21 protein-coding genes, 1 tRNA gene and 2 pseudogenes are annotated in these 25,416 nt (G+C 69.7%); 13 read left to right on the forward strand and 11 right to left on the reverse strand.

Going from position 1 to position 25,416, the window contains the following annotated elements; all coding sequences use genetic code 11:
* Nucleotides 1–42: 42 nt before the first annotated feature.
* Nucleotides 43–2,163, reverse strand: a complete 2,121-nt coding sequence (locus OG718_RS30235) for a potassium channel family protein (protein ID WP_328845683.1) — start codon at nt 2,161–2,163, stop codon at nt 43–45.
* Between the two features lie 180 nt (nt 2,164–2,343).
* Between OG718_RS30235 and OG718_RS30240 the strand changes: the two genes are divergently transcribed.
* From OG718_RS30240 to OG718_RS30265, 5 genes and pseudogenes are all read left to right on the forward strand, one after another.
* Nucleotides 2,344–2,880 carry a spore germination protein GerW family protein gene (locus OG718_RS30240; RefSeq protein WP_328845684.1) on the forward strand — a complete coding sequence of 179 codons (537 nt, stop codon included), beginning with the start codon at nt 2,344–2,346 and terminating at the stop codon, nt 2,878–2,880.
* A 158-nt stretch (nt 2,881–3,038) separates the two neighbouring features.
* Nucleotides 3,039–4,049 carry a permease gene (locus tag OG718_RS30245; RefSeq protein ID WP_373466223.1) on the forward strand — a complete coding sequence of 337 codons (1,011 nt, stop codon included), beginning with the start codon at nt 3,039–3,041 and terminating at the stop codon, nt 4,047–4,049.
* Nucleotides 4,050–4,534: 485 nt separating this feature from the next.
* A pseudogene (locus OG718_RS30255) lies at nt 4,535–5,071 on the forward strand (TIGR03943 family putative permease subunit); the annotation flags it as partial.
* 169 nt (nt 5,072–5,240) lie between these two features.
* Complete coding sequence (locus OG718_RS30260) at nt 5,241–6,224, forward strand: SMP-30/gluconolactonase/LRE family protein (RefSeq protein ID WP_306939185.1); 984 nt, start codon at nt 5,241–5,243, stop codon at nt 6,222–6,224.
* A gap of 240 nt (nt 6,225–6,464) precedes the next feature.
* On the forward strand, nt 6,465–6,878 hold the full coding sequence (locus OG718_RS30265; RefSeq protein ID WP_143640261.1) for a hypothetical protein: 414 nt from the start codon (nt 6,465–6,467) through the stop codon (nt 6,876–6,878).
* Here OG718_RS30265 and OG718_RS30270 read toward each other — a convergent pair.
* The gene (locus OG718_RS30270; protein WP_260695392.1) at nt 6,841–7,680 is read right to left on the reverse strand and encodes an ArsR/SmtB family transcription factor; all 840 of its coding nucleotides are present in this window, start codon (nt 7,678–7,680) and stop codon (nt 6,841–6,843) included. The two genes, OG718_RS30265 and OG718_RS30270, sit on opposite strands and share 38 nt — an antisense overlap.
* A gap of 1,097 nt (nt 7,681–8,777) precedes the next feature.
* Between OG718_RS30270 and OG718_RS30275 the strand changes: the two genes are divergently transcribed.
* On the forward strand, nt 8,778–9,347 hold the full coding sequence (locus OG718_RS30275) for a dihydrofolate reductase family protein (RefSeq protein ID WP_143640265.1): 570 nt from the start codon (nt 8,778–8,780) through the stop codon (nt 9,345–9,347).
* Nucleotides 9,348–10,496: 1,149 nt separating this feature from the next.
* On the opposite strand, the gene OG718_RS30280 is transcribed toward OG718_RS30275, so the two are convergent.
* Together OG718_RS30280 and OG718_RS30285 are read right to left on the reverse strand one after the other, a co-directional pair.
* Nucleotides 10,497–11,342 (reverse strand): FkbM family methyltransferase, encoded by an 846-nt coding sequence (locus OG718_RS30280; protein ID WP_328845686.1) that lies wholly within the window; start codon nt 11,340–11,342, stop codon nt 10,497–10,499.
* Nucleotides 11,343–12,131: 789 nt separating this feature from the next.
* The gene (locus OG718_RS30285; protein ID WP_306939190.1) at nt 12,132–12,443 is read right to left on the reverse strand and encodes a YrhB domain-containing protein; all 312 of its coding nucleotides are present in this window, start codon (nt 12,441–12,443) and stop codon (nt 12,132–12,134) included.
* A gap of 173 nt (nt 12,444–12,616) precedes the next feature.
* On the opposite strand from OG718_RS30285, the pseudogene OG718_RS30290 reads away from it, so the two are divergent.
* A pseudogene (locus OG718_RS30290) lies at nt 12,617–13,123 on the forward strand (tyrosine-type recombinase/integrase); the annotation flags it as partial.
* A gap of 77 nt (nt 13,124–13,200) precedes the next feature.
* Here OG718_RS30290 and OG718_RS30295 read toward each other — a convergent pair.
* From OG718_RS30295 to OG718_RS30305, 3 genes are all read right to left on the reverse strand, one after another.
* Nucleotides 13,201–13,274 (reverse strand) — tRNA-Pro (locus OG718_RS30295).
* A 51-nt stretch (nt 13,275–13,325) separates the two neighbouring features.
* Nucleotides 13,326–14,129 carry a Pr6Pr family membrane protein gene (locus OG718_RS30300; protein WP_328845687.1) on the reverse strand — a complete coding sequence of 268 codons (804 nt, stop codon included), beginning with the start codon at nt 14,127–14,129 and terminating at the stop codon, nt 13,326–13,328.
* 233 nt (nt 14,130–14,362) lie between these two features.
* Complete coding sequence (locus OG718_RS30305; protein WP_143640271.1) at nt 14,363–15,295, reverse strand: metallophosphoesterase; 933 nt, start codon at nt 15,293–15,295, stop codon at nt 14,363–14,365.
* A gap of 99 nt (nt 15,296–15,394) precedes the next feature.
* On the opposite strand from OG718_RS30305, the gene OG718_RS30310 reads away from it, so the two are divergent.
* Nucleotides 15,395–15,859, forward strand: coding sequence for a GatB/YqeY domain-containing protein (locus tag OG718_RS30310; RefSeq protein WP_328845688.1), 465 nt, complete (start codon nt 15,395–15,397; stop codon nt 15,857–15,859).
* Nucleotides 15,860–16,026: 167 nt separating this feature from the next.
* On the opposite strand, the gene OG718_RS30315 is transcribed toward OG718_RS30310, so the two are convergent.
* Nucleotides 16,027–18,318 (reverse strand): transglycosylase domain-containing protein, encoded by a 2,292-nt coding sequence (locus OG718_RS30315; RefSeq protein WP_306939240.1) that lies wholly within the window; start codon nt 18,316–18,318, stop codon nt 16,027–16,029.
* A 408-nt stretch (nt 18,319–18,726) separates the two neighbouring features.
* On the opposite strand from OG718_RS30315, the gene wblA reads away from it, so the two are divergent.
* Complete coding sequence (wblA, locus tag OG718_RS30320; protein ID WP_055515737.1) at nt 18,727–19,065, forward strand: transcriptional regulator WblA; 339 nt, start codon at nt 18,727–18,729, stop codon at nt 19,063–19,065.
* Nucleotides 19,066–19,196: 131 nt separating this feature from the next.
* Here wblA and OG718_RS30325 read toward each other — a convergent pair whose 3' ends face one another.
* Both OG718_RS30325 and OG718_RS30330 read right to left on the reverse strand, forming a co-directional pair.
* Nucleotides 19,197–20,603 carry an ArsA family ATPase gene (locus OG718_RS30325; protein WP_328845689.1) on the reverse strand — a complete coding sequence of 469 codons (1,407 nt, stop codon included), beginning with the start codon at nt 20,601–20,603 and terminating at the stop codon, nt 19,197–19,199.
* Nucleotides 20,600–21,577 carry an ArsA-related P-loop ATPase gene (locus OG718_RS30330; protein ID WP_143640279.1) on the reverse strand — a complete coding sequence of 326 codons (978 nt, stop codon included), beginning with the start codon at nt 21,575–21,577 and terminating at the stop codon, nt 20,600–20,602. The genes OG718_RS30325 and OG718_RS30330 overlap by 4 nt, the downstream gene beginning before the upstream one ends.
* A 130-nt stretch (nt 21,578–21,707) precedes the next feature.
* Here OG718_RS30330 and OG718_RS30335 point away from each other — a divergent pair, with 130 nt between their 5' ends.
* The 4 genes from OG718_RS30335 (at nt 21,708) to OG718_RS30350 (ending at nt 24,371) form a co-directional block, all read left to right on the forward strand.
* Nucleotides 21,708–21,869 (forward strand): DUF4177 domain-containing protein, encoded by a 162-nt coding sequence (locus OG718_RS30335; RefSeq protein ID WP_107099910.1) that lies wholly within the window; start codon nt 21,708–21,710, stop codon nt 21,867–21,869.
* Complete coding sequence (locus OG718_RS30340; protein WP_143640281.1) at nt 21,866–22,333, forward strand: RidA family protein; 468 nt, start codon at nt 21,866–21,868, stop codon at nt 22,331–22,333. Before OG718_RS30335 ends, OG718_RS30340 begins: the two co-directional genes overlap by 4 nt.
* A gap of 332 nt (nt 22,334–22,665) precedes the next feature.
* Nucleotides 22,666–23,535 (forward strand): NUDIX hydrolase, encoded by an 870-nt coding sequence (locus tag OG718_RS30345; protein WP_055612643.1) that lies wholly within the window; start codon nt 22,666–22,668, stop codon nt 23,533–23,535.
* Entirely contained in the window at nt 23,532–24,371 is an 840-nt protein-coding gene (locus OG718_RS30350) for an MBL fold metallo-hydrolase (RefSeq protein WP_328845690.1), read from the forward strand. The genes OG718_RS30345 and OG718_RS30350 overlap by 4 nt, the downstream gene beginning before the upstream one ends.
* Nucleotides 24,372–24,419: 48 nt before the next feature.
* On the opposite strand, the gene OG718_RS30355 is transcribed toward OG718_RS30350, so the two are convergent.
* Nucleotides 24,420–25,226, reverse strand: a complete 807-nt coding sequence (locus OG718_RS30355; protein WP_328845691.1) for a nucleotidyltransferase domain-containing protein — start codon at nt 25,224–25,226, stop codon at nt 24,420–24,422.
* Nucleotides 25,227–25,416 lie beyond the last annotated feature (190 nt).

The following is a 25,416-nucleotide window of genomic DNA, read 5'->3' on the forward strand; positions in this document are numbered from 1 at the left end:
GCGGGGACAGACCCGGACCAGGTGTCGGCCACCGGCCCGGGACTACGTGCCCGTACGTTCCCGGGGGCGTCGTCCCAGCAGTTCGGCGAGGCCTCGTCGGGTGGCCGCGATGACGACACGGTCCTCGGAGCCGAGCACATAGGTGGGAGGCAGGTCCCAGACCAGGCCCGACGGGCGCTCGGACGAGCCGGGGGAGGGAGCGGGGGCGGTGGCCAGGTCCGGCCGGCGTTCCTCGGGGGAGGCGCTGTCCAGGGCGAGCACCCGCCACGCTCCCGCGCGGAACGCCTCGGCGACCGTACGGCCCTCCAGGTGCGGATGCCCGGCGACGTCCAGGGCGGCGAAGAGCAGGACCCGGCGTTCGACCGGGATCGCGCCCAGGATCTGGCGGCCCATCATCGCTCCGGCGAAGGCGGGCGCGGCCAGATGGGAGACGCTGCGGCTTCGGGTGAGCGCGTGCGGGTGGGTGGCGCGCAGGGTGCGGTACACGGCGGTGGCGAAGTCGTCGTCGTACAGCCGCAGCACCACGCGGAGATCGGGCCGCACCGACCTGGCGTACAGGGAGGCTTCCAGGTTGGTGGTGTCCGCGCTGGTCAGGGCGAGCAGCGCATGCGCGCGGTGGATCTTGGCGGCTTCCAGGACGCCTTCCTGGGTGACGTCACCGAGAACGACAGGCACGCGCAGCCGGCGCGCCAGCGCGAGCCCGCGCGCCTCGGGGTCGGCCTCGACGCACACGACGGGGATGTGGAGTTCGCGCAGACGGGCGAGGACACGTGTGCCGATCTTGCCGAGCCCGAGGAGCACGACGTGATCGGAGAGCCCGCGGGGCGGCTTCCGCAGCGCGGTCCCGCTGCGGAACGTACCGAGGCCCTCCAGCACGGCGGCGACGAGCACGGGGAGCAGCAGCAACCCGACCAGACCGGAGAGGAGTTGGAGGATCTGGCGGCCGAGGGGTTCTTTCAGCGCGGGTTCGTTGATGGCGAAGAGATCGAGGAGGGTCAGATAGGTGGCGTGCAGAGGATGGTCGCCCGTCGTCACCATGGACGCGACCGCGAGCGCCACCACACAGGCCACCAGGCCCGCGAACGACCAGCGCAGCCGCCGGGAGAACAGCCTGCCGAAGGGCAGGACACTGCGTCCGGCGGGGAGCGGCGGACCGGAGTACGACACCGTCTCCAGGACGATGGTCCCGCGCCCGGTGGCGGCGGCCACCGAGCGTTCGTCGGGCAGGAGCCGCGGCGCGTTCTCACCGCTGCTCTCCGAACCGTCCGCGCCGGCCGGGTCGTTGGTGGTGGCCGAGAGCAGGGCCAGCGTGCACAGGCCCGGGTCGGCGACCTCCCCGGGTCCTGGCGGCTGCCGTTCCACGGCCCGCAGCATCAGCCCGTCGGTCTGTACGACCTTGCTGGTCCCGGCGACCGCGGTCGCCGCCAGCGCGGGCGCGGCGGTGTCCGCGTCGGAGAGCACGGTCGTGGAGGCATCGAGGAGTGCGGGCCTGGATGGACCGCCCTCCCCTCCGCCGTCTCCTCCGCCGTCTCCTCCGGCATTCGCTCCGGCGCCCTCTCCGACGTCCGCCATACCCGCCATGGCCAGGGCGGAGGCCTGGTCGAGGAGGGCCTCGATGTGCTGGCCGAGACGGCGGTTGTAGAGCCGGACGACCAGGCGCAGACGGGGGTTGAGGCGGCGCGCCATCAGCGCGGCGCGGATGTTCGTCTCGTCGTCGTCATGGACGAGCGCCAGCGCGGCGGCATGCTCGACACCGGCTTCGGCGAGCACGGCCTCGGTCAGGACGGCGGCTTCCAGCACCCGGGCGGGGCGCGGCTCCTCGGAGGTGGCGGACCGATTCGCCGAGGCGGTTCCCCGGGGAGACGTGGCTCCACGGGTCAAGGAGACGGTGGCCCGGCCGGCCGCGCCCTCACCGGCGCCCCCGCTTCCGCCGGTTCCACCGCCACTGCTGTTGCCGCTGCCGCCGATACCGCCGTTGGACGTCGCACGGGTCACCGCCGCCGACACCCGGTCGAGCAGCGCCGAGGCACGGGCCCGTCCGACGACCGGCGGCCGTACGGTGCCCTCGGCGGACGGTACGACCAGCGTCACCCGTTCGCCGTAGACACCACGCAACTCGGCCGCCAGCCGGTGCGCGAGGGCATCGTCCCCGCACACCACCATGTGCGCACCGCGATCGTCCGACCCGCTCTGATTAGGAAGGCTCGCCACAACAGCACAGAGTGCCTCACCGGCACGGACGGTTGCACAGGGGCCTGCCGCAAGGGAGTTGAGGCAGGGGTTCCGCGGGACACTGGCCGCCCGAACCGACCGACAGCACTGCCAGAAGGATGGTGACGAGTGATGCCCGACGAAGAGCCCGTACAGCCGGTGGAGCCCGTGGAGCCCGTGGAGCCCGTGGAGCCCGTGGAGCCGGTCAAGCCGGTGGAGTCCGTGGAGCCGGTGAAGCCGGTGGAGACCACACCGGCGCGGTCGCCCGAGGGCGTCCCCACGGATTCAGCTGCGGATGTCCCCACGGGCAACCCGGCTGTCGCGCTGCTGGAGCGGCTGGCCGAGAAGCTGGGCGGGCGTGCCTCGGTGACGGCCGTCTACGGCGAACCCGTCACCAGGGACGGCGTCACGGTCATCCCCGTCGCCAAGGTCGGGCTCGGCTTCGGGGTCGGCGTGGGCCGCGAGGCCGGTGCCGCGAAGACCGGCGAGGGCGGTGGCGGAGGTGGCGGCGCGGGCGCGAAGCCCATCGGCTTCATCGAGATCCAGGAGGGCTTCGCCACGTACCGCCCGATCCGCGACCCCTGGGTCGATGTCTTCGTCCCGCTGGCGGTGGTCGCACTCGGCAGCGCCCTCCCCGGGATCATCGGGGCGCTGCGCCGCCGGAAGTGACGGCTCGGGCGCGCCTTGGCCGGAAGGCGGGCGTGCCCTGGTCGAACACGTGCGCGCCCGGCCGGAACATCAGGATGAGAAGCTGTGCCGGAACGGGCGTACTGAAGGTGGAGGGCAACCCACCCGCGAAGCCCTTCCCTACCGGAGGTACCTCTCCCGTGACCACAACCGACACAGCGCCGCCCGGGGTTGAGGACCGCGAGACGGACGAGCGGAAGGGCTGGCAGTTCGACTCGCCCCTCGTTCTGATCATGCTGCTGCTCGTGGGGATCGTGCTCCAGGGCCCGATCCGCGGGGCGTTGTCCGCGCCGGTGATGCAGAGCTGGATGACCGTGTTCGTGGCGGTGATGGTGCAGGCGCTGCCCTTCCTCGTGCTCGGCGTGCTGCTGTCGGCGGTCATCGCGGTGTTCGTCCCGCCGTCGTTCTTCGCCCGTGCGCTGCCCGGGAGGCCCGCTCTCGCGGTACCGGTCGCGGGGATGGCCGGGGCGGTGCTGCCGGGCTGTGAGTGCGCGTCGGTGCCGGTGGCGGGGGCGTTGGTGCGCCGGGGTGTCACGCCCGCGGCGGCGCTGGCGTTCCTGCTGTCCGCTCCGGCGATCAACCCGATCGTGCTGACCGCGACCGCCGTCGCGTTCCCCGGAAAGCCGCAGATGGTCCTGGCTCGTTTCGTGGCGAGTCTGCTGGTGGCCTGCACGATGGGCTGGCTGTGGCAACGGCTCGGCCGCGCCGACTGGTTGCGCCCACCGACCCGCCCGGCGTCCGACGGCCTCGGCAAGGGCGCGGCGTTCTGGGGATCCGTACGGCACGACGTGATGCACGCGGGCGGCTACCTGGTCGTGGGCGCGATGGCAGCGGCCACGCTCAAGGCCGTGGTCCCGGAGGAGTGGCTGAGCCTCGCGGCCGACAACCCGGTGGTGTCGGTCCTCGCCCTGGCGGTGCTGGCGGTCCTGCTCTCCATCTGCTCAGAGGCGGACGCGTTCGTGGCGGCGTCCCTGACGCAGTTCTCCCTCACGGCCCGGCTGACCTTCCTCGTGGTCGGCCCGATGATCGACCTCAAGCTCTTCGCGATGCAGACGGCCACGTTCGGGCGCGAGTTCGCCCTGCGCTTCGCGCCCGCCACCTTCGCCCTGGCCGTCCTGGTCTCGGCCCTGGTCGGGGCGGTGCTCCTGTGAACCGCCAGGCCCAGGCGGCCGTCCTCTTCCTCACCGGCGGCGCGATCCTGCACGCCGCCCTCACCGACCTCTATCTGCGGTACGTCAAGGCCGGGTTGCAGCCGCTGCTGGTGGCGGCGGGGATCGTGCTGATCGCCACGGCGGCCGCGACGGTCTGGTACGAGCGCCAGGCCGCGCGTACGTCGGCTGGGAGCGGGCCCCAGGCCACGTCCACTGGGAACGGGCATCAGGCCGCGCGTACGTCCGCCGGGAGCGGGCATCAGGCCGCGGTAACGCCGGCCGGGAGCGGGCCGGAGGCCGAGCGCCACCACGGGGCGGCCGCGGATGTGGATACAGCCACGGATACTGCCGTGGCCGCAGACACGGACACGGCCGCAGACACGGACACGGGCGCAGGCACAGCCGCTGAAGCCCTGCCCCGCACCGACGTCCCAGCTCAGGTCCAGGCTCAGGCTCAAGTCGGCACCCCCGCCGACCCTCATGACCACGCCCACCCCCACGCCCACGTCCACCGCGAACCCCGTATCTCCTGGCTCCTGGTGCTCCCCCTCCTCGCCCTGATCCTCGTGGCCCCGCCGGCCCTCGGCTCCTACAGCGCGATGCGCACAGGCACGGCCCTGCAGAAGCAGCCCTGGGGCTTCGCGGACCTCCCCGCAGGTGACACGGTCCGGCTCAACCTCGTCGACTACGCGGGCCGGGCGGTGTACGACCACGGCCGTTCCCTCGACCACCGCCACATCAAGATCGCCGGCCTCCTGGCCCTGGACCGCGACGGCACCCCGTACCTGGTCCGCATGGCACTCAGTTGCTGTGCCGCCGACGCCCAGCCGGTGAAGATCGGTCTGACCGGCCGGATCCCACCCGTCCTGCGGCCGGACAGCTGGCTGGAGGTCACCGGCACGTACACCGCCAAGCAGACCAAGGACCCGGTGAACGACGGCATCATCCCGTTCCTCGACGTCACCGAGGTGAAACCGGTCAAGGCGCCGCGAGACCCGTACGACGAGAGCTGGAACGGCTGACCCGGGCGCAGGCCGCCGCCGACGCCACCCATGCCAACGCCGCCGACTCCACCGTGGAACCTGTCGATCCTCTGTCGAAAGCCGGCGTACGGGGGGAGGGGTGACCAAGTGTGGGCCAGGATGGGCGAGTTGAAGGCTCTCACCCCACTCTTCCCGGAGGCCCGCAACCATGACCCGCAGTCACCCGCACTCGCTTCCCCACCCTTCCCGACGCGCCCTCCTGGGCGGCGCCGCCCTCACCGCGTTCGCGGTGGCGACGGGCGCAGGGACGGCGAACGCAGCCACCGACACCAAGACCGCGGCCACCACCGCAGGCGGTGGTACCTGGCCGACCGAGTTCCCGCTCCCCAACGGCTTTCTCCCCGAGGGCATAGCCATCGGCAGAAAGCCGTACGCGTACATGGGCTCGCGTGCCAACGGTGCCCTCTACCGCACCGACCTGCGCACCGGCGAGGGCAGGATCCTCTTCGCGGGCGGCACCGGCCTGATAGCCGTCGGCCTGAAGCTCGACCACGACGGCCTGCTGTACGTGGCCGGCAACACAGGTGTGGCGCGTACCCATGACTCCCGCACGGGCGAAGTGGTCGCAACACACCAACTGTCGGAACCGACCGGCCACTTCATCAACGACGTCACGCTCCTCGGCGACCGCGCCTGGTTCACCGACTCACGCGCCGCCGCGCTCTACGGAGTACCGCGGGGCCGCGCCGGAACCGTACGGACCCTGCCCCTGACCGGCGACTGGGTCCAGCTCCCCGACGTCAACAACGCGAACGGCATCGTGGGCACGCCCGACGGCCGCGCCCTGATCGTCGTCAAGAGCACCCCGGGCGAGCTCTACAACGTGAACCTCAGGACGGGCCACGCCACCAAGATCGCCCTGGTCGGCGCGGCAGACGTCGTCAACGGCGACGGCCTCTTCCGCACAGGCCGCACGCTGTACGTGGTCCAGAACCGCCTGAACCTCATCAGCGTGTTCCGCCTCGACTCCAAGGCCACGACGGCCACCCTGACCGGCACGATCACGGACCCCCGCTTCGACGTCCCCACGACCGCGGCCCGCTTCGGCAACCGCCTCTACCTCGTCAACGCCCGCTTCACCAGCCCGCAGACACCGGAGACGACGTTCACGGGCGTGGCGGTCCCGATCTGACGCCGAGGGCAGGGCGAGTACCAGTACGAGGACGCGTGAGGGCGCGTGAGGACGCGTGAGGACGCGTACGGATGGGGCGGGGGGCCGACAGGATCCCCGCCCCGCTCCTTTTGCTGAATTCCTTTGCAGGATTGCCTGCTGGATTCCGTCGGTGACCGACACTTCCACCCTCTTCGAAGCGTTACCGCGTTCGGAGCCGTGGTCGTCACACTGGGCGGAATCCGAGCGAAGGAGCACTTCATGACTCTGCGCCGACTCAGCACGTTCCTTACCTCGATCTCCATGGTGGCGGCGGCATCGCTGTTCGGTCTGGCGGGCACCGCCCAGGCACAGCAGGCCGCGCCGGCCGCGGGCTGCTCGTCGATCGGGGGCGGAAAGTACAACTGCAATGTGTGGAAGACGGCTTCCACCTGGTGGTGCACCACGACCGACGTGACGGACAGCTGTGACGGCGTACCGGCCGGAATCCTGCGCGCGGGCACCAACTACTTCTACTGCCAGATCTGGGGCCACAACTTCTCGTCCGGCCCGTACTACAACCACTGGTGGGCGCTGACGGACGACGACAGCGGCAACTCGCGAGTCTGGCTGCCCGTCGTCTGGATCAGCGGCGGCGTCAACGACGGGAAGATCCCGGGCCTCCCGGAGTGCTGACGGCGCCGGTTCCGCCCCAGGGAGCTGCCGCGAGCAGCTGGCGCCCCAGGGGAGTTGCCGTGTGCAGGACGTACTTGCCGTCGCGGTGGCTGGCCACGAGTCCCCCGTCGCGCAGGACGCCGATCTGATAGCTGACGCTCGGCAGGGCGAGCCCCACCGCCGCGGCGACCTCCGAGGTCGTACGACCACTGCGTCGTACGACCTCGGCCAGCACCGCGGCCCGTGACCTGCCCAGCAGCCGTACGAGTCCGTCCTCCGTCGTGCACGGCAGGTCCAGGGGGTTCTTGGCCACGGGATAGACGAGTACGGGAGGCAGGTCCGGGTCGGCGAGAGCGGTCGGACGGCCCCAGCAGAAGTACGAGGGGACGAGAATCAGGCCACGGCCCCCGAGGTGGAGATCGCGCTCGACGGGATAGTCCACTTCCAGGACGGGACTGTTCCAACGGGCCAGTGGCCGCAGCCCGTTCAGCAGTGCCTGGGTGCCGCCGTCCAGCAGTGCCTGGGTCCGGATCCCGACATCGTTGCCGACCACCGTGCGGACGTGGGACCAGCGCGGCGCCAGCAGCGCCCCGAAGTACACGGCGAGGGCCCGGGTCAGCGAGGTGAGGGCACCACTGCCACTGCCCGGCCTGCCCAGTGACGCGGCCCAGCTCGGCACGGGCCGGGCCTCGGCCAGCTGAGTCAACTCACTCGCCAGCCGACGGTGTGGTGTGGCCCGTACGAGTTCGAGTCCGGCGGACAGATCGGCTCCGGTGACCGGCGGCGTGAGGAAGTCCGGGATGTAACCGACGCTCGGGATCAATGCCTTGAGCGGCTGGAGGGCATGATTCAGAGACGTATCCTGCTGAATTCTGTCGCGAACCGACTGACGCCAGTGGCCGAATTCAAGCGGCCCTTGTCTTGTCTGCAAACGGCACATACTGCAGACGAGTTCCCACAGCGGATCGGGCTCCCGGACAAGGCGAATGTTCTGCAGATCGTGAGTGGTGAAGTGAATCCGGAGCATGTGTCCCCCTTCGCCCGCAGACTCAGACAGACCTTCGCGGCGCGGGGCCGGAGACCCCCAGAAGAGGACGATCCTCAGGCGAGGAAGGTTGCGCTCCCGGGCCGCCCTCCTGGGTGACCTTTTCTGGGGCGCCAAGTACCCTTTCAGAAAAGGGAATTCCGCAATTCGCTCGAAGGCCGGATCCACGGGTGTCAGACGGGAGCGTCAGGCGAGGATGCCGTCGTCGAAGCCCGGACCACCGCCCAGCTCACGGGATGCCTGGGCCCGGTCGAGAAGCTCCCTGGCCGTGTCCTCGACGCCTTCGACGGCGTCGGCACCGTCACCGAAACGCAGCGGCGGCTCGGCCCGGTCGTCGATGGTCAGCGGGGCGCGGCCGAGCTAGACGGAATCACCGGACTGCCACCCGCGCCTCCGAGCCGAATGCCCCCACGCGACCGACACCCCACGCCGCGCGCTCCGCACTCGGCGCCGGACACCCACTGGCTGCCACGGGGCCGTACACCAGGTCAGGCCCGGTGCTGAGAGATCAGCACCGGGCCTGACCTGGTGTTTCACTGTCGGGGTGGCGGGATTTGAACCCACGACCTCTTCGCCCCGAAGCAACTTGGGCAGGCGCTGGACCGTGGGCCGGTGTGCCTCTCACCTGCTGTGATGGTCCGTAGGCGTGCGCGGTTGTCCGCCGCTGTCCGTCGGCGTTGTCACGCAGTGGCGCCGTCCCGTTGCGAACTTGAACGCCCCGAGCGCCGAATCGGTCGCGCGATCGGTCTGCGGTCTGGTTCACATCACGACGGTGTTGAGTAGGTGGGATCGGGCGCCGATGAGAAATGGCGCCGACAGTCGTCTAAGTACGGTCCGGTGAAAACGCGCTGCGCGCATCAAGGGAGAGCAACGAGATGAGACCACTTCGATACTCGATCAACGTCACGCTCGATGGCTGCTGCCATCACGAGGCAGGGCTCCCCCCGGACGAGGAGTCGATGCGCTACTGGACCGCTGAGATGGAGCGAGCCGATGCCTTGCTATTCGGCCGGGTGACCTACGAAATGATGGAATCGGCGTGGCGGAAGCCGGCCACGGACACGTGGCCCGACTGGATGGATGAGTCGCGGATCCCGTTCGCCGAGACCATCGACCGGGCGAAGAAGTACGTCGTGTCGAGCACGCTGAGCGGGGTCGATTGGAATGCCGAACTGGTGCGAGGCGACTTGGGGCAAGAGGTTCAGCGGCTCAAGCAGGAGTCAGGCGAGGGCCTGTGGGTGGGTGGCGTGACGCTCCCCCTGGCGTTGGCAGATCTGGGACTGATCGACGAGTACGAGTTCCTTGTGCAGCCGGTCCTTGCCGGACACGGGCCGACGTTGCTCGCCGGTCTGCGCGAGCGCATCCAGCTCGAGCCCATGGACCGCCATGAGTTCCGGTCGGGGGCGGTCGCCCAGCGATACCGGCCCACGCGAGTTACGTCTTGACGTGATTCGTCCTGGCACGTCGGCCGCTCCCTCGCGACGGAACGACGGCCCGGGGTCGCGCTGGCCGTGCCCCGAACGCGCGGACATATCGACGGGGGGCATCGCCCCGAGGTGCTGGTAGCGGACAGGGCAAACCTTGCCTGACGTGGACGTGGCACTAGCAGCAGCGCACCCACAGGAAGAGAGGCCCTGCCAGGACAGTGGCGGAGGCCTCTCTTCTGGCAGGGCCAAGCAGTACGGGGGCGACGGCAGCGCTCTCAGCTTGGTGTCAGTGGCCACGACTAGGGTCTTGGACGCGCGGTCGGCTTCCGAGGTGTCCAGCTCTGTAGAGCAGCTGCATCCCCGGTTCTGTCTGGGGGCGGCCCGGGGTGAACCCGGGACCCAACCGACGGTCGGGCTTCGTCGATGGCCAAGAGTGAGACCTGTCAGCACCGGCCGCGCACCAACCAGTGCTGCACGTCGACCGCATGCGCACGCTTTCCAACTGTCCGCATGGCCATACGGGGGGCCGTGGGGGTTCACGCGGCAGGTCGGACGGAGTGCGCGTACGTCGGCGAACGGTGGTGTCCGTCAGCGCACTGGACAAAGACCAGGACAACGGGCGGTGTTGAACCGGACAGAGAGACAAGACCGGGTGTTCCACCGCATGGTGTAGCAGCGATCACTTCACGCATCTCGCCTGCGCAAGCGGCCCGGTCGGGACGCCGTACACGCTCAGCGTGAGCGCGCCACTACACCGCCGCGTGGGATGTGATTCATCTAGGTCCCGGGCTGGTAGCACCCAGGCCAGCCGTGTTCCGCGTCGTCATACCCGCGAAGGGGTACGGATGCATCGCCCACTTGGCGCGATAGCCAGCCTCGCCATGTCCCCTGAGCACAGTGCCGGAGGCATTCCGCACAGTGTGAGCGAACGCCGGACGTGGATAACTCGCCTGCCAAATCGGTGCCGTCGGAGTCCGGACAGTCAGGGCTGACGGCGATGTCGGGGAACTCGTAGATGGTCACCTTGATCGCGTCATCCGTGGTGCGGAGCAGGACATGCGTCAGTCGGGGACGCACATCATGCTGGGAGCCGGCACTGCTGGGTCGCCCGGTAATGGATCGATTCCACGATCCCTTACCGCCTTGAGTGCCGGGTGCTGCGCGTGGTCAGGGCCTGACCGCGAACACCATGCCGATGTCGCCGGCCCGCTGCACCGAGTCCTGCTCGGTGCTGACTTTGAAACCGTGTGTGAGGAGGACCTCGCAGACCGTGTCGCGGTTCTGCTGCCAGCCCTCCACCTCGACGACAGCCTGGCGGACCAGCGGCCAATGCCGTTCCTCGATGCCTCTGAGTACCTCGAGTTCGGCGCCTTCCACATCGACCTTGAGCAGGTCGATGTGGTCGATGCCCTGCTCGTCGAGCACCGATGACAGGGGCCTGACCTTCACCCGGTGCGTCTCAAGCCGCCGCAGCACCCGCAGCTTGCGGCTGATGAGAAGAGTGAGGACGGGGGCGGGTACGCGGCGCAGGACCGGTCCCAGGCCGCCCTGGCGGATCATTTCGACAACGCTGGCGGTGACCCGGCGCCGCTCATCCTCGATGTTCCCCTGATCCCGCGAGGAGGACGAGAAGATCGTGGCGGCCGGAATGTAGCTGAAATCGAGCTCGTCCTCACGGGACGCCAGGCCGTAAGGGAGCGCGGTCAGACGTCCGTTGAAGAACTCGCGAGCATTGCGTTCGAGTGTCGCGTGGAGTGGCGGCATCGGCTCGAAGGCGTAGATCCGCACGTCCCCGTCCAGCCGCTCATAGACGGCGGCCGAGAACACACCGATGTTGGCGCCCACGTCGAGTACCGTCGCGCCCGGCGTGCACTCGATGCCGTGGGTGAAGTAGCCGTCCACCTCCTCGCGCAGGAAGGACGCCTCCCAACGATTTATGCTGTGCAGTTCAATCGCCCTCATGGTCATGACAAAGTGATGTACCAGGGTTGGAGCCAACAAACCAGCCCGCACCCTTCGCTTCGGCCGCTTCCCAGATTCACAGGGTGTGACATCGGCCCATTCTCATAACGGCGCGAAGGTGCTGGTGAGCGAGGTCACCGTCCAGTGACTGTGGTCGTATTCGCGCGTCACTGTCTGCCGTCGTCCGCTGGCGTCTGGTGTCAGTAACGGATGTAAGCTCTTTGCCGCACCTGACCTCCGCTCTCCTCGGAGCATCCCACGCTCGCCCCTCGACCAACGCTGCGACCTGCGCTTTAGCTGCCGAAGGCTGTCGGCGTTGGTCGTCGTTAAGCTCCCCGCACGGCCCAGAGACGGCCCGAGCGGGGGTGTTGTGGTCCCCTCGATGCGAACTACGGGCGGAGGGGGCGCTGAGGTCTGCCGACCTGGTCAACGGGATGCTGTCGGCTCGGGACGGTCGCTGTCGGTTGCCGCGGTTGCTGTACTTCTGTGACGCACCACAGCCGAACTGCGCCACGTATTCGACTGCGGCATCCGGCCTGCGTCCTCTTCACTGGTGGGATGGAGCTACTTGAGCCACCGACCAGCTGGAAACCGGACAAACACCGAGCAGGCACGAGGTCTCGCCTAGGGAAGTGTGCCTGGAACGCCCCGTGCCCCAATGACGCCCTATGGAGCGTGCATGTTGAGGACAAGGGCGGCGACAGTTGGTGGGCTGTATGCGAGAAACACCGTGCCGTCTCATCGGTCTTGAGCGCTCAGTATCCCGCCGAAGGATGATGTTTAGCCCAGCTGCGCTGGGGCGGAAAGGTCGCCGAGGGCGGTGGAGTCCTAATGGAGGAGTCAAGGGGTCTGGTGCCGGCCTGTTGAAGTCTCCGTGTCGTATTGGCGCTGGTAGGCGGCGACGGTGTCGCCGAACTGGGAGCCTCCGAGTTGGTGCAGGCTGCCGTCGCGTCGGTCCACAACGATGGGGCCGGTGCCCACCCACAGGTCGCGGGTCTGGCGGGTCCTGGCCCAAGTGGAGCTCTGATAGTGGAACTCCCAGCCGAAGCGGTGCTCGGTGATCCTGATGATGACGGCGGTGATGTCGTCTTCGGCGGGCATCCTGGCGAGATGTATCTCGACGATTCTGCGTGCTTGCTCGGCTGTGATCACGGGGTGAGGTTACTTCCGCGGGACCGGTGTCCAGCCGCTGCAGCGGGCGCTGTTGGTGGTGCCAGGGTGAAGAGGCGGTTGTCGCGGAGCAGGGCCCAGAGGACGTCGACGCGGCGGCGGGCGAGGGCGATAGACCAAGACGGAGGCGAGGAACAGGCTCAAAGAGGTGCTGCTTCCTGAAAGGAAGCCTGGACGCCGATCCGCCGCAGCCTCCGCACATCGCGGTGTGGCGCTCGGTCCGGCGCGGTGGGGACACGAAAGCGCGGAAGTCCCGGCGAACGCTCGCTCTTCCAGCGCGTTGCGTCGAGGTCCTCTGGCAGCAGTTCGAAGACCAGGGCTGGGAGCGGCTCGCCGCTGATGACAGCTGGGAGGAACACGGGCTCGTCTTCTCCTCGGCTGTCGGCAAGCCGCTCGACGCCACCAACGTTCGGCGTGCCTTCCGCCAGGCGCTTAAGGATCCCGACGGGATCAACGCCGAGGACTGGACGCCTCGGGAGTTCCGCCACAGCTTCGTGTCCCTGCTCTCCGATCGCGGTGTTCCGCTGGAAGAGATCTCCCGCGTCGTCGGCCATTCCGGCACGGCCGTAACCGAGGAGGTCTACCGGAAGCAGATTCGCCCCGTCATCCAGACCGGTGCCGTGGTCATGGAAGGCATCCTCAAGCGGGATCCGGAACGCTAGTCACGCAGTTGGACACACAGCAACGCCAGAGGGCCCTTACCTACCCGGTAAGGGCCCTCTGATCTGCTACTCAGCTGTCGGGGTGGCGGGATTTGAACCCACGACCTCTTCGTCCCGAACGAAGCGCGCTGCCAAGCTGCGCTACACCCCGATGTCGCTTGGAGCAGGCCACTTGTGTGGGCCCTGTTCGTGGCGACGTCGTTTACTTTAGCCCACCGGTGGCCGGAGACGAAATCCGGTTTTCGGGGGGTCGGTGGCGGCGCGGAACGGGGCGGATCTGGTCGAGGGCGACGAGGAGGAGGGCCAGTCCGTAGCAGGCGAGGCCGAGGACGGTGGCGTTGCCGAGGACCTCTACGTAGCCGTGTCGGGGCACGTCCAGGAAGGGGTACGGGTAGCGGGCCGGGGCGTCGGGAGGCAGCAACGCACCCCGGGCGAGGGTGAAGGCCAGGTATGCGGCGGGCAGCACCAGCCAGGTGGCCGCGGTGTGGAGGCGCAGCGGTCCCGGGCGGGTCAGCAGGAACCAGTCCAGTACGGCCATGACCGGGACCGCCGTGTGCAGGAGCTGGTTTGCGAGGGCGGGCCAGCCGGTGAGCGTCCCGCTGTCGCCCGTCATCGAGAAGGCGCTCGAACCGTTCGCCAGGATCACGTGTTGGACCAGGCCCGCGCCCACCGCGTACAGCATCGTGCCGGCGGTGACGGACGGCGGTAGGGGGCGGCGAGCCGCCCATGCCCGCCCGGCCGAGACGGTGAACACCACGGCCACCACGACGCTGCTCAGGATCGTGAAGTGGCTCATGACCCGGGACGGGGTGCCCAGGGCCAGCGCGAGCGCCACACCCGCGGTCGCCGTCAGTGCGACGAGGAGGCGGAAGGCGGCGACCAGGGGGCGGCGGACGCGGGGGACCACCGCGTCCGCCGGGACGGCGGGGACGATGGCGGCGGCGTGGGCGGCCACGCCTGGGAGGACGGGTATGTCCGGGATGTCTGCCGGTAGGGGGGCGGTCATCCCCTCACGTTAAGCGGGCTGGACAAATGGGGCGAGGTGGATTGAACCGGTCGGGCGGTTCTGCGACTCGCACCCTCACGCACTGGCGCTCGTCCCGCCCGCCGCCTACCGCCCCGCCTCTCGCGCGTCAGCGACCGCTCCGCTGCTTCCTCCCCGCGAGGTGGCGACCGCCCGCCGCTTGCTCCACCCGGCAGCGACCGCCTCGTCGCGCGGTTCGGCGTGACGCGACGGCGTCAGTCCCGCCCCACCAACGTAAGCAACGTGGCCTCCGGCGGGCACGCGAACCGTACCGGTGTGTACCTGCTCGTCCCGCAGCCCGCCGACACGTGCATGTACGCCGTCCGGCCGGACTCCGTCTCCGTGTGCGTGGACAGGCCCTTCACCCGTTCCGTGTCCAGGTCGCAGTTGGTGACGAGGGCGCCGTAGAAGGGGATGCACAGCTGGCCGCCGTGGGTGTGGCCGGCCAGGATCAGGGGGTAGCCGTCCGCGGTGAAGGCGTCGAGCGTGCGCAGGTACGGGGCGTGCACGACGCCCATCGAGAGGTCGGCCGAGTCGGACGGGCCGCCGGCCACCCGGGCGTAGCGGTCGCGCTTGATGTGCGGGTCGTCGAGCCCGGTCAGCTCGATCTCGAAGCCGTCGATCTTCAGCGAACCCCGGACGTTCGTCAGGTTCAGCCAGCCCGCCGCGTCGAAGCCGTCACGCAGCGACTCCCACGGGTTGTGGACCACGCCGACGGCGGCCGCGTTGCCGTTCAGGCCGTGCCGGCCCTGCGCCTTTTCGAACAAGTAGCGGGCGGGGTTGCGGAGTGTGGGCCCGTAGTAGTCGTTCGAGCCGAAGACGTACGCGCCCGGGAACTCCATCAGCGGACCGAGGGCGTCCATCACCTCGGGCACGCCCTCCGGGTCGGACAGGTTGTCCCCGGTGTTGATGACGAAGTCGGGACGCAGCCCGGCCAGCGACCGCAGCCAGCGCTGCTTCTTGCGCTGGCCGCTCACCATGTGGATGTCGGAGACCTGGAGCATGCGCAGGGGGCGCATCCCGGGTGGCAGCACCGGGACCGTCACCCGCCGCAGACGGAAGGAGCGGGCTTCGAAACCCGCCGAGTAGAGCAGACCGGCGGCACCAGCCGCCGCGATTCCCAGAGGTACTCCGTATCGCGCGCGCATACGCCCATCGTGTCAGACCGCACACCACTCGTAGGACCATCGGAGGGGGCGCCCGAAATCCATGGGCAGCGGTTGCACCACACCTGCGACAATCACCCCATGACCACGCTCAAGTCGAAGCTGCAGGCTGACCTCAACGCCGCGATCAAGGAGCGCGACGAGCTCCGCTCCTCGACGCTCCGGCTGACCCTCGCCGCGATCCAGAAGGAAGAGGTCGCGGGTACGTCGAAGCGCGAGCTCTCCGACGACGAGGTGCAGAAGGTGATCGCCAAGGAGGCGAAGAAGCGCCGCGAGGCGGCCGAGGCCTTCGCGCAGGGCGGTCGCGCGGAGTCGGCCGAGCGCGAGAAGGCGGAGGGCGTGGTCCTCGCCGAGTACCTGCCCCAGCAGCTCTCCGACGACGAGCTCCAGCAGCTCGTCGCGCAGGCGGTCGAGGAGGCGAAGGCCGCCGGCGCCGAGGGCCCGCGCGCCATGGGCCAGGTCATGAAGATCGTGAACCCGAAGGTGGCCGGCCTGGCCGAGGGCGGCCGAGTCGCCGCGGCGGTCAAGAAGCAGCTCGCGGGCTGAGCCCCGGGGCCGTCGGCACGGCCTTGATCATCTCCGTGCGCCATACGCGGCACGCATACGCCGATGGGGGCGCCCCTTGTCACAAGGGGCGCCCCCATCGGCGTACCACTACGGAGGACTACGGCCTGCGGAACCCGATACCGGGAACCCGGCCTGCCGAATCCGGCCTACGGAAAGTTCCCACCGTTCCCGTTCCCGCCGCCGTTCTCGTTCCCGCCGATCGTCCACTCCTCGGGGATCGAGAAAGTCGGCGTGGGGATCTGCGGGTTGCCGTTCCCGCCGTTGTTGCCGTTGCCGTTCCCGCCGTCGTTCCCGCGGTTGTCGCCGTTGTTGCCGTCCTCGTCACCGTCGTCCTCGTCGCCGCGGCCGTCTTCCTTGCCGGTGTCGCCGGGCGGGATGGAGACGAGGTTGAACTGGGGCGCATCCTTGCCCTCGAGGGCGCCGGCCATCATGTCGCGCCAGATCGGTCCGGGAACCTTGCCACCGAAGACCTTCTCGTACGGGACGCCGCCGATGGTGATGTTGGTCATCCGCCGCTTGTGGGCCGGGTCGCCGACCCAGACCGCGCCGGCCATGTTCGGCGTGTAGCCCACGAACCAGGCCGCGTAGCGCTCGTCCGTCGTACCGGTCTTGCCCGCGCTCGCCCGGCTGTCGAGGCCCGCCTCCGAACCCGTACCGTCCTCGACCACGCCCTTGAGGAGCGTGTTGATCGTGTCGGCGGTGTTCTCCGACATCGCGCGTGAGCACGTCGACTTCGGCACGGGCAGGGACTTCTTCTCGCCGCCGACGGTCTGGCGGATCGACTCGATGGCGATCGGCGAGCAGTACGTGCCCCGCGTGGCGAAGGCCGCGTACGCGCCCGCCATCGTCAGCGGGGACATCTCCTGCGTGCCGAGCGCGATGGACGGGTTCTGGCCCATCTTGTCGCCGTCGGCGCGCTCGACGCCCATCTTGCCCGCCATCTCGGTCACCGGGCAGATCCCGATGTCACTGATCAGCTGCACGTAGTAGGTGTTGACCGACTTCGCGGTCGCGTCCCTCATGTCGTACGGGCCGACCTCGGTCTCGTTCTCGTTGGTGAGCTTGGCGGGATTGGCCGGGTCGTTCTTCCAGACCTTGCCGTCGCACGCGGAGACCGGGCTCGGGTACTGCATCTCGTACGGCGACGAGTACACCTGGTTCGCCGGCTTGCCGCCCTCGATGGCGGCCGCGGCCACGATCGGCTTGAACGTCGAACCGGGCTGGTAGCCCGCACCGCCGCCCATGCCGGCGTCCACGGACAGGTTCATCTGCGTCTCGTTCTTGCCGAAGCCGTACGGACGCGACTGGCCCATCGCGAGGATCTTGCCGGTGCCGGGCTCGACGATGGTGGCGGCGGTCGCCACGTCGTCGCTCTTGTAGACGTGGTCCTTGATCGAGGCCTGCGCCGACTCCTGCGACTGCGGGTCGAGCGTCGTCTTGATCGTCAGACCGCCCTGGTTCCAGATCTTGGCCCGGGCCTTCTGGGTCTTGCCGAAGACCGGGTCGTTCAGGAAGACCTCGCGGACGTAGTCACAGAAGAAGCCGGCGCCCTTGACCGCCGTGATGCAGCCGTTCTTGGGCCTGCTGACCTTCAGGCCGAGCGGCTTCTTCTTGGCCTTGTCGGCCTCGGCCTGGGAGATGTCGTGGACGTCGGCCATCCGCTGCAGCACGGTGTTGCGGCGCTTGACGGCCTCCTCCTCGTCGTTGACCGGGTCGTACCGGCTCGGCGACTGGACGATGCCGGCGAGCAGCGCGGCCTCCTCCACCTTCAGGTCCTTGGCGGACTTGGAGAAGTAGCGCTGGGCCGCGGCCTCGACGCCGTACGCCTGCTGACCGAAGAACGTGATGTTCAGGTAGTTCTCGAGGATCTTCTTCTTGCCGAGCTCCTCCTCGACCTGGATCGCGAACTTCAGCTCGCGGACCTTCCGGCCGAGGGTCTGCTGGGTGGCCTGGGCGACCTTGGTCTGGTCGTTGCCGGCCTCCTCCACGAAGACGTTCTTCACGTACTGCTGCGTGAGCGTGGAGGCGCCCTCCGAGACGCCGCCGCTCTGCGCGTTCTTGTTGAGCGCCCGCAGGACGCCCTTGAGGTCGACCGCGCCGTGCTCGTAGAACCGCGCGTCCTCGATCGCGACGATCGCCTTCTGCATGTACGGCGAGATGTCCTTGAGGTCGACCACCGTGCGGTCACGTGAGTAGACCGTGGCGATCTGACCGCCCTGGTTGTCCAGGATCGTCGTGCGCTGGCTCAGTGGTGGCCGCTTCAGGTTGGTCGGGATCTCGTCGAACCCCTCCACCGAACCCTTGGCCGCGAGACCGAGCGCGCCGAACGCCGGCACGGCGATTCCGGCCATGACGGCTCCCGCGAGCACACTGACACCGAGGAACTTGGCGGCCTGCTGCGTTGGCGACAGACCACCGCCCGAGCGCTTCTTTGGCATGAGGGCAGCCTACGTTCTCATTCGCCGGACACACGTATAGGCCTTGGCCTAAGCTGCTCTCAACTGTCACAGCAGTAGGGCTACGTATCAATACGTCCGGCGACCCCGAATCGTTTCGGTCGGAACTCAACTTTTTTGTTGAGCACGTGCCCGAATCCGCCTCATGTGTCAGTTGGTGTCCGATGTGACGCAACTCAACTGCCCCGGTTTGCCGGGAAGGTCACGCATGTCGCCGGGTCACTCCGTTGGGTGATCTGTCGCGTACCCATAGTCCATTCGGGCCATTCAAGATTGGGCCCGAAGGGGCTGGTTGACTGTGCCCACCTTCCGTAACGTCCTCAACTGGCGGCGGTGAATATGCCGCTGCCGCCGTGGGGGAGCCTCGATTCGGGAGAGGACGGCGCCGGTATGGGCTGGGTTACCGACTGGAGTGCGCAGGCGGCCTGCCGCACTACCGATCCGGATGAACTGTTCGTTCAAGGAGCAGCGCAGAACAGGGCCAAGGCAGTGTGCACCGGGTGTCCGGTGCGCACGGAGTGCCTGGCCGACGCGCTGGACAACCGCGTCGAGTTCGGCGTGTGGGGAGGAATGACGGAGCGGGAGCGCCGCGCACTGCTGCGCAGGCGGCCCACCGTCACCTCTTGGCGCAGGCTGCTCGAAACCGCGCGTACCGAGTACGAGCGAGGGGCGGGCATTCTGCCTCTCGACGAGGAAGAGGTGTACGAGAACTACGCGGCGGTGGGCTGACCGCCTCTCCGCACGCAACCGGGGTCCCATCGGCCCCGTATGCGTCAGGGGGCCACGTGACGTACACGCGACCCCGCACGGCGTCGTATACGGCGTCTGCACGCAACTGGGGCCACTGTGGCCCCGAGAGGCTACGCAGCTCCGGCCGGCGAGGTACCGGCCGCGAGCCGCTCCCCGATGTTCCGCAGCCCTGCGAGGTCGTGCACATCGCCGGGCAGCGCGGCCACTTCGGCCACCGCCACTTCGGGGTGGCGTGCGGCGAAGCGGTCACGTGTGCGCTGCTCGCGGGAGAGCAGCTGCATGCGCTCGGCGTGCAGCCTCAGCAGGCCTGCCGTGAGTTGTTCGACGGTGCGGTCGTCCGTTCCGGCTCCTTCGGCGGTGGTCCGGTCCGCGGCGGGGGAGCCTGCGTCGGGCGCGGGAGCCTCGGGAACGGTGGTCTGGGTAGCGGGTGATTCTGAACTGCCGTACGTGTCGGGAGAGTTACGAAGTCCAGCTTTCCCGCCGGACTGATCCACAATGCGGGCCTCGTCAAGATTTTCCGCGGCGGCCAGCGCCCGCTCCGCGGACAGCCGGGCCGCGCCGCTGCCGTGGACGCGGTTCAGCACGAGCCCCGCGAGCGGCATGTCCTCGGCGGCCAGCCGCTCCACGAAGTACGCCGCCTCGCGCAGCGCGTCCCGCTCCGGGGCCGCGACGACCAGGAACGCCGTCCCGGGCGCCTGGAGCAGCTTGTACGTGGCGTCCGCGCGGGTGCGGAAACCACCGAAGGTGGTGTCCATGGCGGCCACGAACGTCTGGACGTCCTTGAGGAGTTGGCCGCCCAGCAGCTTGCCGAGGGTGCCGGTCATTATCGACATCCCGACGTTCAGGAACTTCATCCCGGCTCGGCCGCCCAGCTTCGCCGGCGCCGTCAGCAGCCGGATCAACTTGCCGTCCAGGAACGACCCGAGCCGCTTCGGGGCGTCCAGGAAGTCGAGCGCCGAGCGCGAGGGCGGGGTGTCGACGACGATGAGGTCCCACTCCTCGCGGGCCCGCAACTGGCCCAGCTTCTCCATAGCCATGTACTCCTGCGTGCCCGCGAAGCCCGCCGAAAGCGACTGGTAGAAGGGATTGTTGAGGATCGCGGCCGCCCGCTCGCGGTCCGCGTGCGCCTCGACGATCTCGTCGAAGGTGCGCTTCATGTCGAGCATCATCGCGTGCAGTTCGCCGTCCGCGGAGTCGTCGACGCCCTTCACGCGGCGCGGGGTGTTGTCCAGCGCGTCGATGCCCATCGACTGGGCGAGCCTGCGCGCCGGGTCGATGGTGAGGACGACCACCTTGCGGCCGCGCTCGGCCGCGCGCAGCCCGAGGGCCGCCGCCGTGGTGGTCTTGCCGACGCCGCCCGAGCCGCAGCAGACCACGATGCGGGTCTTCGGGTCGTCGATCAGCGAATCGACGTCCAGGACGGCGGCGGCGTCTATGGCGCGGGCGGGGTCGTGCGCGTTGGCCGTGTCCTGTGCGCGGGCCGGGTCGTCGTGTGCGCGGGCCGGGTCCTGGCTCATGAGATCCCTTGCTGACGCAGTTCCTTGGCGAGTTCGTACAGGCCCCCGAGGTCCATTCCCTCGGCGAGCAGCGGGAGTTCGTGCAGGGGGAGGTCCAGGCCCTGGAGCACGGCCCGCTGGTCGCGCTCCAGGGCGTACCGCTCGGCGTACTCGTCGGCCTGGGTCAGCAGCGGATCCACCAGCCGCTCGGCGACCCCGCCGCGGCGCGCGCCGCCGAGTCCGGCGGCGGACAGCGACTTGGCGATGGCCGTGCGCGGTGCCTCGCGGGTGAGCGCCAGATCGGTCTCGTCGAGGATCGCGGGCCGCACCATGTTCACGATGATCCGCCCCACCGGCAGCCGTGCGGCGCGCAGCTCGGCGATGCCGTCCGCGGTCTCCTGGACGGGCATCTCCTCCAGGAGCGTCACCATGTGCACGGCCGTCTCGGGCGACTTGAGCACCCGCATGACGGCCTGCGCCTGATTGTGTATCGGGCCGATCTTGGCGAGCCCCGCCACCTCGTCGTTCACGTTCAGGAAGCGGGTGATCCGGCCGGTCGGCGGCGCGTCCATCACCACGTAGTCGTACGCGAAGCGCCCGCGCTTGTCCTTGCGGCGCACGGCCTCGCAGGCCTTGCCCGTCAGGAGGACGTCCCTGAGGCCCGGCGCGACGGTGGTCGCGAAGTCGATGGCGCCGAGCTTCTTCAGCGCGCGTCCTGCGCTGCCGAGTTTGTAGAACATCTGGAGGTAGTCCAGAAGGGCCAGTTCGGGATCGATGGCCAGGGCGAACACCTCCCCGCCACCGGGAGCGACGGCGATCTTCCGCTCCTCGTAGGGCAGGGCCTGCGCTTCGAAGAGCTGCGCGATGCCCTGCCTGCCCTCGACCTCGACCAGAAGGGCACGTTTGCCCTCGGTCGCTAGGGCGAGCGCGAGTGCTGCGGCGACCGTGGTCTTGCCGGTACCGCCCTTGCCGCTGACGACCTGGAGCCTGCTCACGTCTTCGAGCCTAACCAGTCGGCCGCGGAAGTACGCAGGAGGCTGTGGACAAGCTGTGCGCGAGGTGCCGGGCGAGGCCCCCGACGAGGCCCGCGGAACGGCGTGCGCGGCAACGGCTAAAGTCGCCCTCATGACCAAGTGGGAATACTCAACCGTGCCGCTGCTCGTCCACGCCACGAAGCAGATTCTGGACACCTGGGGCGAGGACGGCTGGGAGCTCGTCCAGGTCGTGCCCGGGCCGAACAACCCCGAGCAGCTCGTCGCCTATCTGAAGCGCGAGAAGGCCGCATGAGCGCCGTCGAGGCGAAGCTGGCCGAGCTCGGACTGACCCTGCCGGACGTCGTACCGCCGCTGGCCGCGTACCAGCCCGCGGTGCAGTCGGGTGTGTACGTGTACACGGCCGGCCAGCTCCCGATGGTGGACGGCAAGCTTCCGGTCACCGGCAAGGTGGGCGCGGAGGTCACGCCGGAGGAGGCCAAGGAGCTGGCCCGCACCTGTGCCTTGAACGCCCTCGCGGCGGTCAAGTCGGTCGTGGGTGACCTCGACCGCATCGCGCGCGTGGTGAAGGTCGTCGGCTTCGTCGCCTCGGCGTCCGACTTCACGGGCCAGCCCGCCGTGCTGAACGGCGCGAGCGAACTGCTCGGCGAGGTCCTCGGCGAAAAGGGCGTGCACGCGCGCAGCGCGGTCGGCGTGGCGGTGCTCCCGCTGGACGCGCCCGTCGAGGTCGAGGTCCTGGTGGAGCTGACGCACGCGTAGGCGGATTCACCGGAGCCGTGTGCCCTTCGGCTGCCGGCCACGGTGTGAGCCGGTCCGTCGTGGCTCCGAGGGGCCGTCTGTTCCGTTTCTTCCGTCTGTTCCAGGTGTCCGCCGTCGGGTCGGGCGTTCCGCCGTAGGCCGGGGATTCCGTCGTGGGGTCGGGCGTTCCGCCGTAGGGTCGGGCATTCCGTCGGGCGCACGCCGTCCCGCGGCGGCGTGGGCGGGCGCTCCTGGCGCCGGGCCCGGGCCTGCCGGTTTGGCGCAGGCAGGCCTCCTGGGGAGGCCGATCGTTGCCTCTCGAACATCAGCCCACTCCGGGATAGCCTCCGCCCATGGCGAATGGGCAGTGGTATCCCCCCGAGTGGCCCGAGAGAATCCGCGCGCTCGCGGAGGGCACGCTCACACCGGTCGCCCCCAGGCGGGCGGCCACCGTCATGCTGCTCAAGGACACCGACTCCACCCCCGTCGTACACATGCTGCGCAGACGCGCCTCCATGGCCTTCGCCGGAGGCGCGTACGCGTATCCGGGCGGCGGAGTCGACCCCAGGGACGACGACCGGCAGATCCGCTGGGCGGGCCCCACGCGCGCGTGGTGGGCGTCCCGGCTCGGCGTCGACGAGACCACCGCCCAGGCGATCGTCTGCGCGGCGGTGCGCGAGACGTACGAGGAGGCGGGAGTCCTGCTCGCCGGGCCCACCGAGGACACCGTGGTCGGCGACACCACCGGCGAGGAGTGGGAGGCGGACCGTGCGGCCCTGGTCGCCCGTGACCTCTCCTTCGCGGAGTTCCTGGAGCGCCGGGGGCTCGTCCTGCGCTCCGACCTCCTCGGCGCCTGGACCCGCTGGATCACCCCGGAGTTCGAGCCCCGCCGCTACGACACCTGGTTCTTCGTGGCCGCGCTCCCGGAGGGCCAGCGCACCCGCAACGCCTCCACGGAGGCCGACCGCACCGTCTGGATCCGCCCCGCGGACGCGAGGGACGGCTACGACAAGGGCGACCTCCTGATGATGCCGCCCACCATCGCGACCCTGCGCCAGCTCGGCGCGTACGCCACCGCCGCCGAGGCCCTCGCCGCGGCGCCCGGACGCGACATGACGCCTGTCCTGGCCCAGGCCCGCCTGGAAGGCGGCGAGCTGGTCCTCAGCTGGCCCGGCCACGACGAGTTCACCAAGCACATCCCGACCGGTGGAGCCTCCGCATGACCGACGCCGCCGCCCTTCCCGGCCAGCCACGGGGCGGGGTGCTCTCCGGCCCCGCCACCGCACGTGCCGTCAACGTCCTCGCGCCCAACGCCTCCGCGATGACCCTGGACGGCACGAACACCTGGATCGTGGCCGAGCCGGATTCCGAACTGGCGGTGGTGATCGACCCGGGGCCGCTGGACGACGTACACCTCCGGAATGTTGTAGACACCGCGGAGAAGGCCGGCAAGCGGGTCGCGCTGACCCTGCTCACGCACGGACACCCGGACCACGCGGAGGGCGCGGCGCGGTTCGCGGAACTGACCGGCACGAAGGTGCGGGCGCTCGACCCGGCACTGCGGCTCGGGGACGAGGGCCTGGCGGCCGGGAACGTCGTCACCACGGGCGGCCTGGAGCTGCGTGTCGTGTCCACCCCCGGCCACACCGCCGACTCGCTCTGCTTCCATCTGCCCGCCGACCGGGCCATCCTGACCGGCGACACGATCCTGGGCCGGGGCACCACGGTCGTCGCGCACCCCGACGGGCGCCTGGGCGACTACCTGGACTCCCTGCGGCGTCTTAGGTCCCTCACGGTCGATGACGGGGTGCACATGGTCCTGCCGGGCCACGGGCCCGTCCTGGAGGACGCCCAGGGCGCCGTCGAGTTCTACCTCGCCCACCGCGCCCACCGCCTCGCCCAGGTCGAGACGGCGGTCGAGGACGGCTACACGACCTCTTCCCAGGTCGTCGCCCACGTCTACGCCGACGTCGACCGCTCCCTGTGGCCGGCGGCGGAGCTGTCGGTGCTGGCGCAGCTGGACTATCTCCGGGAGCACGGGCTCATCGGGGACGCTTGAGGAGCCGGCAACGGCCCTCCCAGGGGGCGCGGTTCGAAAACGCCCTCCCTAGGGGCGCGGTTTCTTGATGCCGTGCACGCGCGCGTACTCCTCGGCGAGCCATGGCCCGAGATCGTCGACGTACGACCGCAGGACGGCGGCATCGCCGGTCGGCTCGTACCCGAGCACGGCCGCCTCCCGCAGTTGCGCGGCCCGCTCCGGGTAGTACGCGCCGAACACCTCGGCCATCTCCGTCAGATCGCTCGTCCAGCCGTTCCAGCGGGGCATGACGAGGGTGAAGCCGGTGCGGACGAGATGGCGGGACATGGAGCGCACGAGGGGCCGCAGGGACTGCTCCGAGGCGCCCGCCTCGGCGATCCGCTCGCGCCACCGCGGGAGGAACAGGGCGAGGTCGCCGTTCGTCTCCCGGGCGAGGAGCGCGTCGGGCCGGTAGCGGGGCAACTCCTCGGCGAGGTCCTCGCCCAGCAGCGGCGTACAGAGGCAGGCCACGAACCAGCCGAGGTCGTGCCTCTCCAGGTCGCTCAGCACCTGCGCCCGGCCGACCAGCAGCGTCCCCGACCCGTCGATCTGAGGGAACTCCTTGTCGAGCGACTCGTCGAGCGAGCGGGCGTCCGTACGGTCCGCGTCCGTGGGCTCCTCGCGCAGGACGAGGAGCAGGTCCAGGTCGGAGCGGCCCACGCGCGCGGTGCCGCGCGGAATCGACCCGTACAGGTACGCGCTGTGCAGCCGCGCCCCGAAGACGTCCAGCACCCGGTCGCGGGCCGTGGCCACGACGGGCCGGAACGCGCGCGGGATCAGCCCCGGAGATCCTTCGCGTTCGATGTATCCCCGGGCGTCGAGCCCCTTGTTCGGCATGGGAACACTCTGCATGGGCCGGGCCGCGCGTTCATGTCATTTCCAACGGAACACGCGCAGCCGACGGGCGGGACGCTCCGCCGCACAGACCACGGCGAGGCGGTCCCCGGCCGTGGACAGGCGGCCCCCTGGTCCGGCTCCGGTGCTCTGTCCTCGTACGTCCCTACGTCCTCGTGCATCGCACCCCTTG

This window comes from Streptomyces sp. NBC_00258 (assembly GCF_036182465.1).
Lineage (GTDB): Bacteria > Actinomycetota > Actinomycetes > Streptomycetales > Streptomycetaceae > Streptomyces.

Excerpts from the sequence above, each read along its gene's own strand:
- OG718_RS30235 (WP_328845683.1), bottom strand. The coding sequence starts at position 2,163 with ATGGTGGTGTGCGGGGACGATGCCCTCGCGCACCGGCTGGCGGCCGAG.
- OG718_RS30240 (WP_328845684.1), top strand. The coding sequence starts at position 2,344 with ATGCCCGACGAAGAGCCCGTACAGCCGGTGGAGCCCGTGGAGCCCGTG.
- OG718_RS30260 (WP_306939185.1), top strand. The coding sequence starts at position 5,241 with ATGACCCGCAGTCACCCGCACTCGCTTCCCCACCCTTCCCGACGCGCC.
- OG718_RS30265 (WP_143640261.1), top strand. The coding sequence starts at position 6,465 with ATGACTCTGCGCCGACTCAGCACGTTCCTTACCTCGATCTCCATGGTG.
- OG718_RS30275 (WP_143640265.1), top strand. The coding sequence starts at position 8,778 with ATGAGACCACTTCGATACTCGATCAACGTCACGCTCGATGGCTGCTGC.
- OG718_RS30300 (WP_328845687.1), bottom strand. The coding sequence starts at position 14,129 with ATGACCGCCCCCCTACCGGCAGACATCCCGGACATACCCGTCCTCCCA.
- OG718_RS30305 (WP_143640271.1), bottom strand. The coding sequence starts at position 15,295 with ATGCGCGCGCGATACGGAGTACCTCTGGGAATCGCGGCGGCTGGTGCC.
- OG718_RS30310 (WP_328845688.1), top strand. The coding sequence starts at position 15,395 with ATGACCACGCTCAAGTCGAAGCTGCAGGCTGACCTCAACGCCGCGATC.
- OG718_RS30315 (WP_306939240.1), bottom strand. The coding sequence starts at position 18,318 with ATGCCAAAGAAGCGCTCGGGCGGTGGTCTGTCGCCAACGCAGCAGGCC.
- wblA (WP_055515737.1), top strand. The coding sequence starts at position 18,727 with ATGGGCTGGGTTACCGACTGGAGTGCGCAGGCGGCCTGCCGCACTACC.
- OG718_RS30325 (WP_328845689.1), bottom strand. The coding sequence starts at position 20,603 with ATGAGCCAGGACCCGGCCCGCGCACACGACGACCCGGCCCGCGCACAG.
- OG718_RS30335 (WP_107099910.1), top strand. The coding sequence starts at position 21,708 with ATGACCAAGTGGGAATACTCAACCGTGCCGCTGCTCGTCCACGCCACG.
- OG718_RS30340 (WP_143640281.1), top strand. The coding sequence starts at position 21,866 with ATGAGCGCCGTCGAGGCGAAGCTGGCCGAGCTCGGACTGACCCTGCCG.
- OG718_RS30345 (WP_055612643.1), top strand. The coding sequence starts at position 22,666 with ATGGCGAATGGGCAGTGGTATCCCCCCGAGTGGCCCGAGAGAATCCGC.
- OG718_RS30350 (WP_328845690.1), top strand. The coding sequence starts at position 23,532 with ATGACCGACGCCGCCGCCCTTCCCGGCCAGCCACGGGGCGGGGTGCTC.
- OG718_RS30355 (WP_328845691.1), bottom strand. The coding sequence starts at position 25,226 with ATGCCGAACAAGGGGCTCGACGCCCGGGGATACATCGAACGCGAAGGA.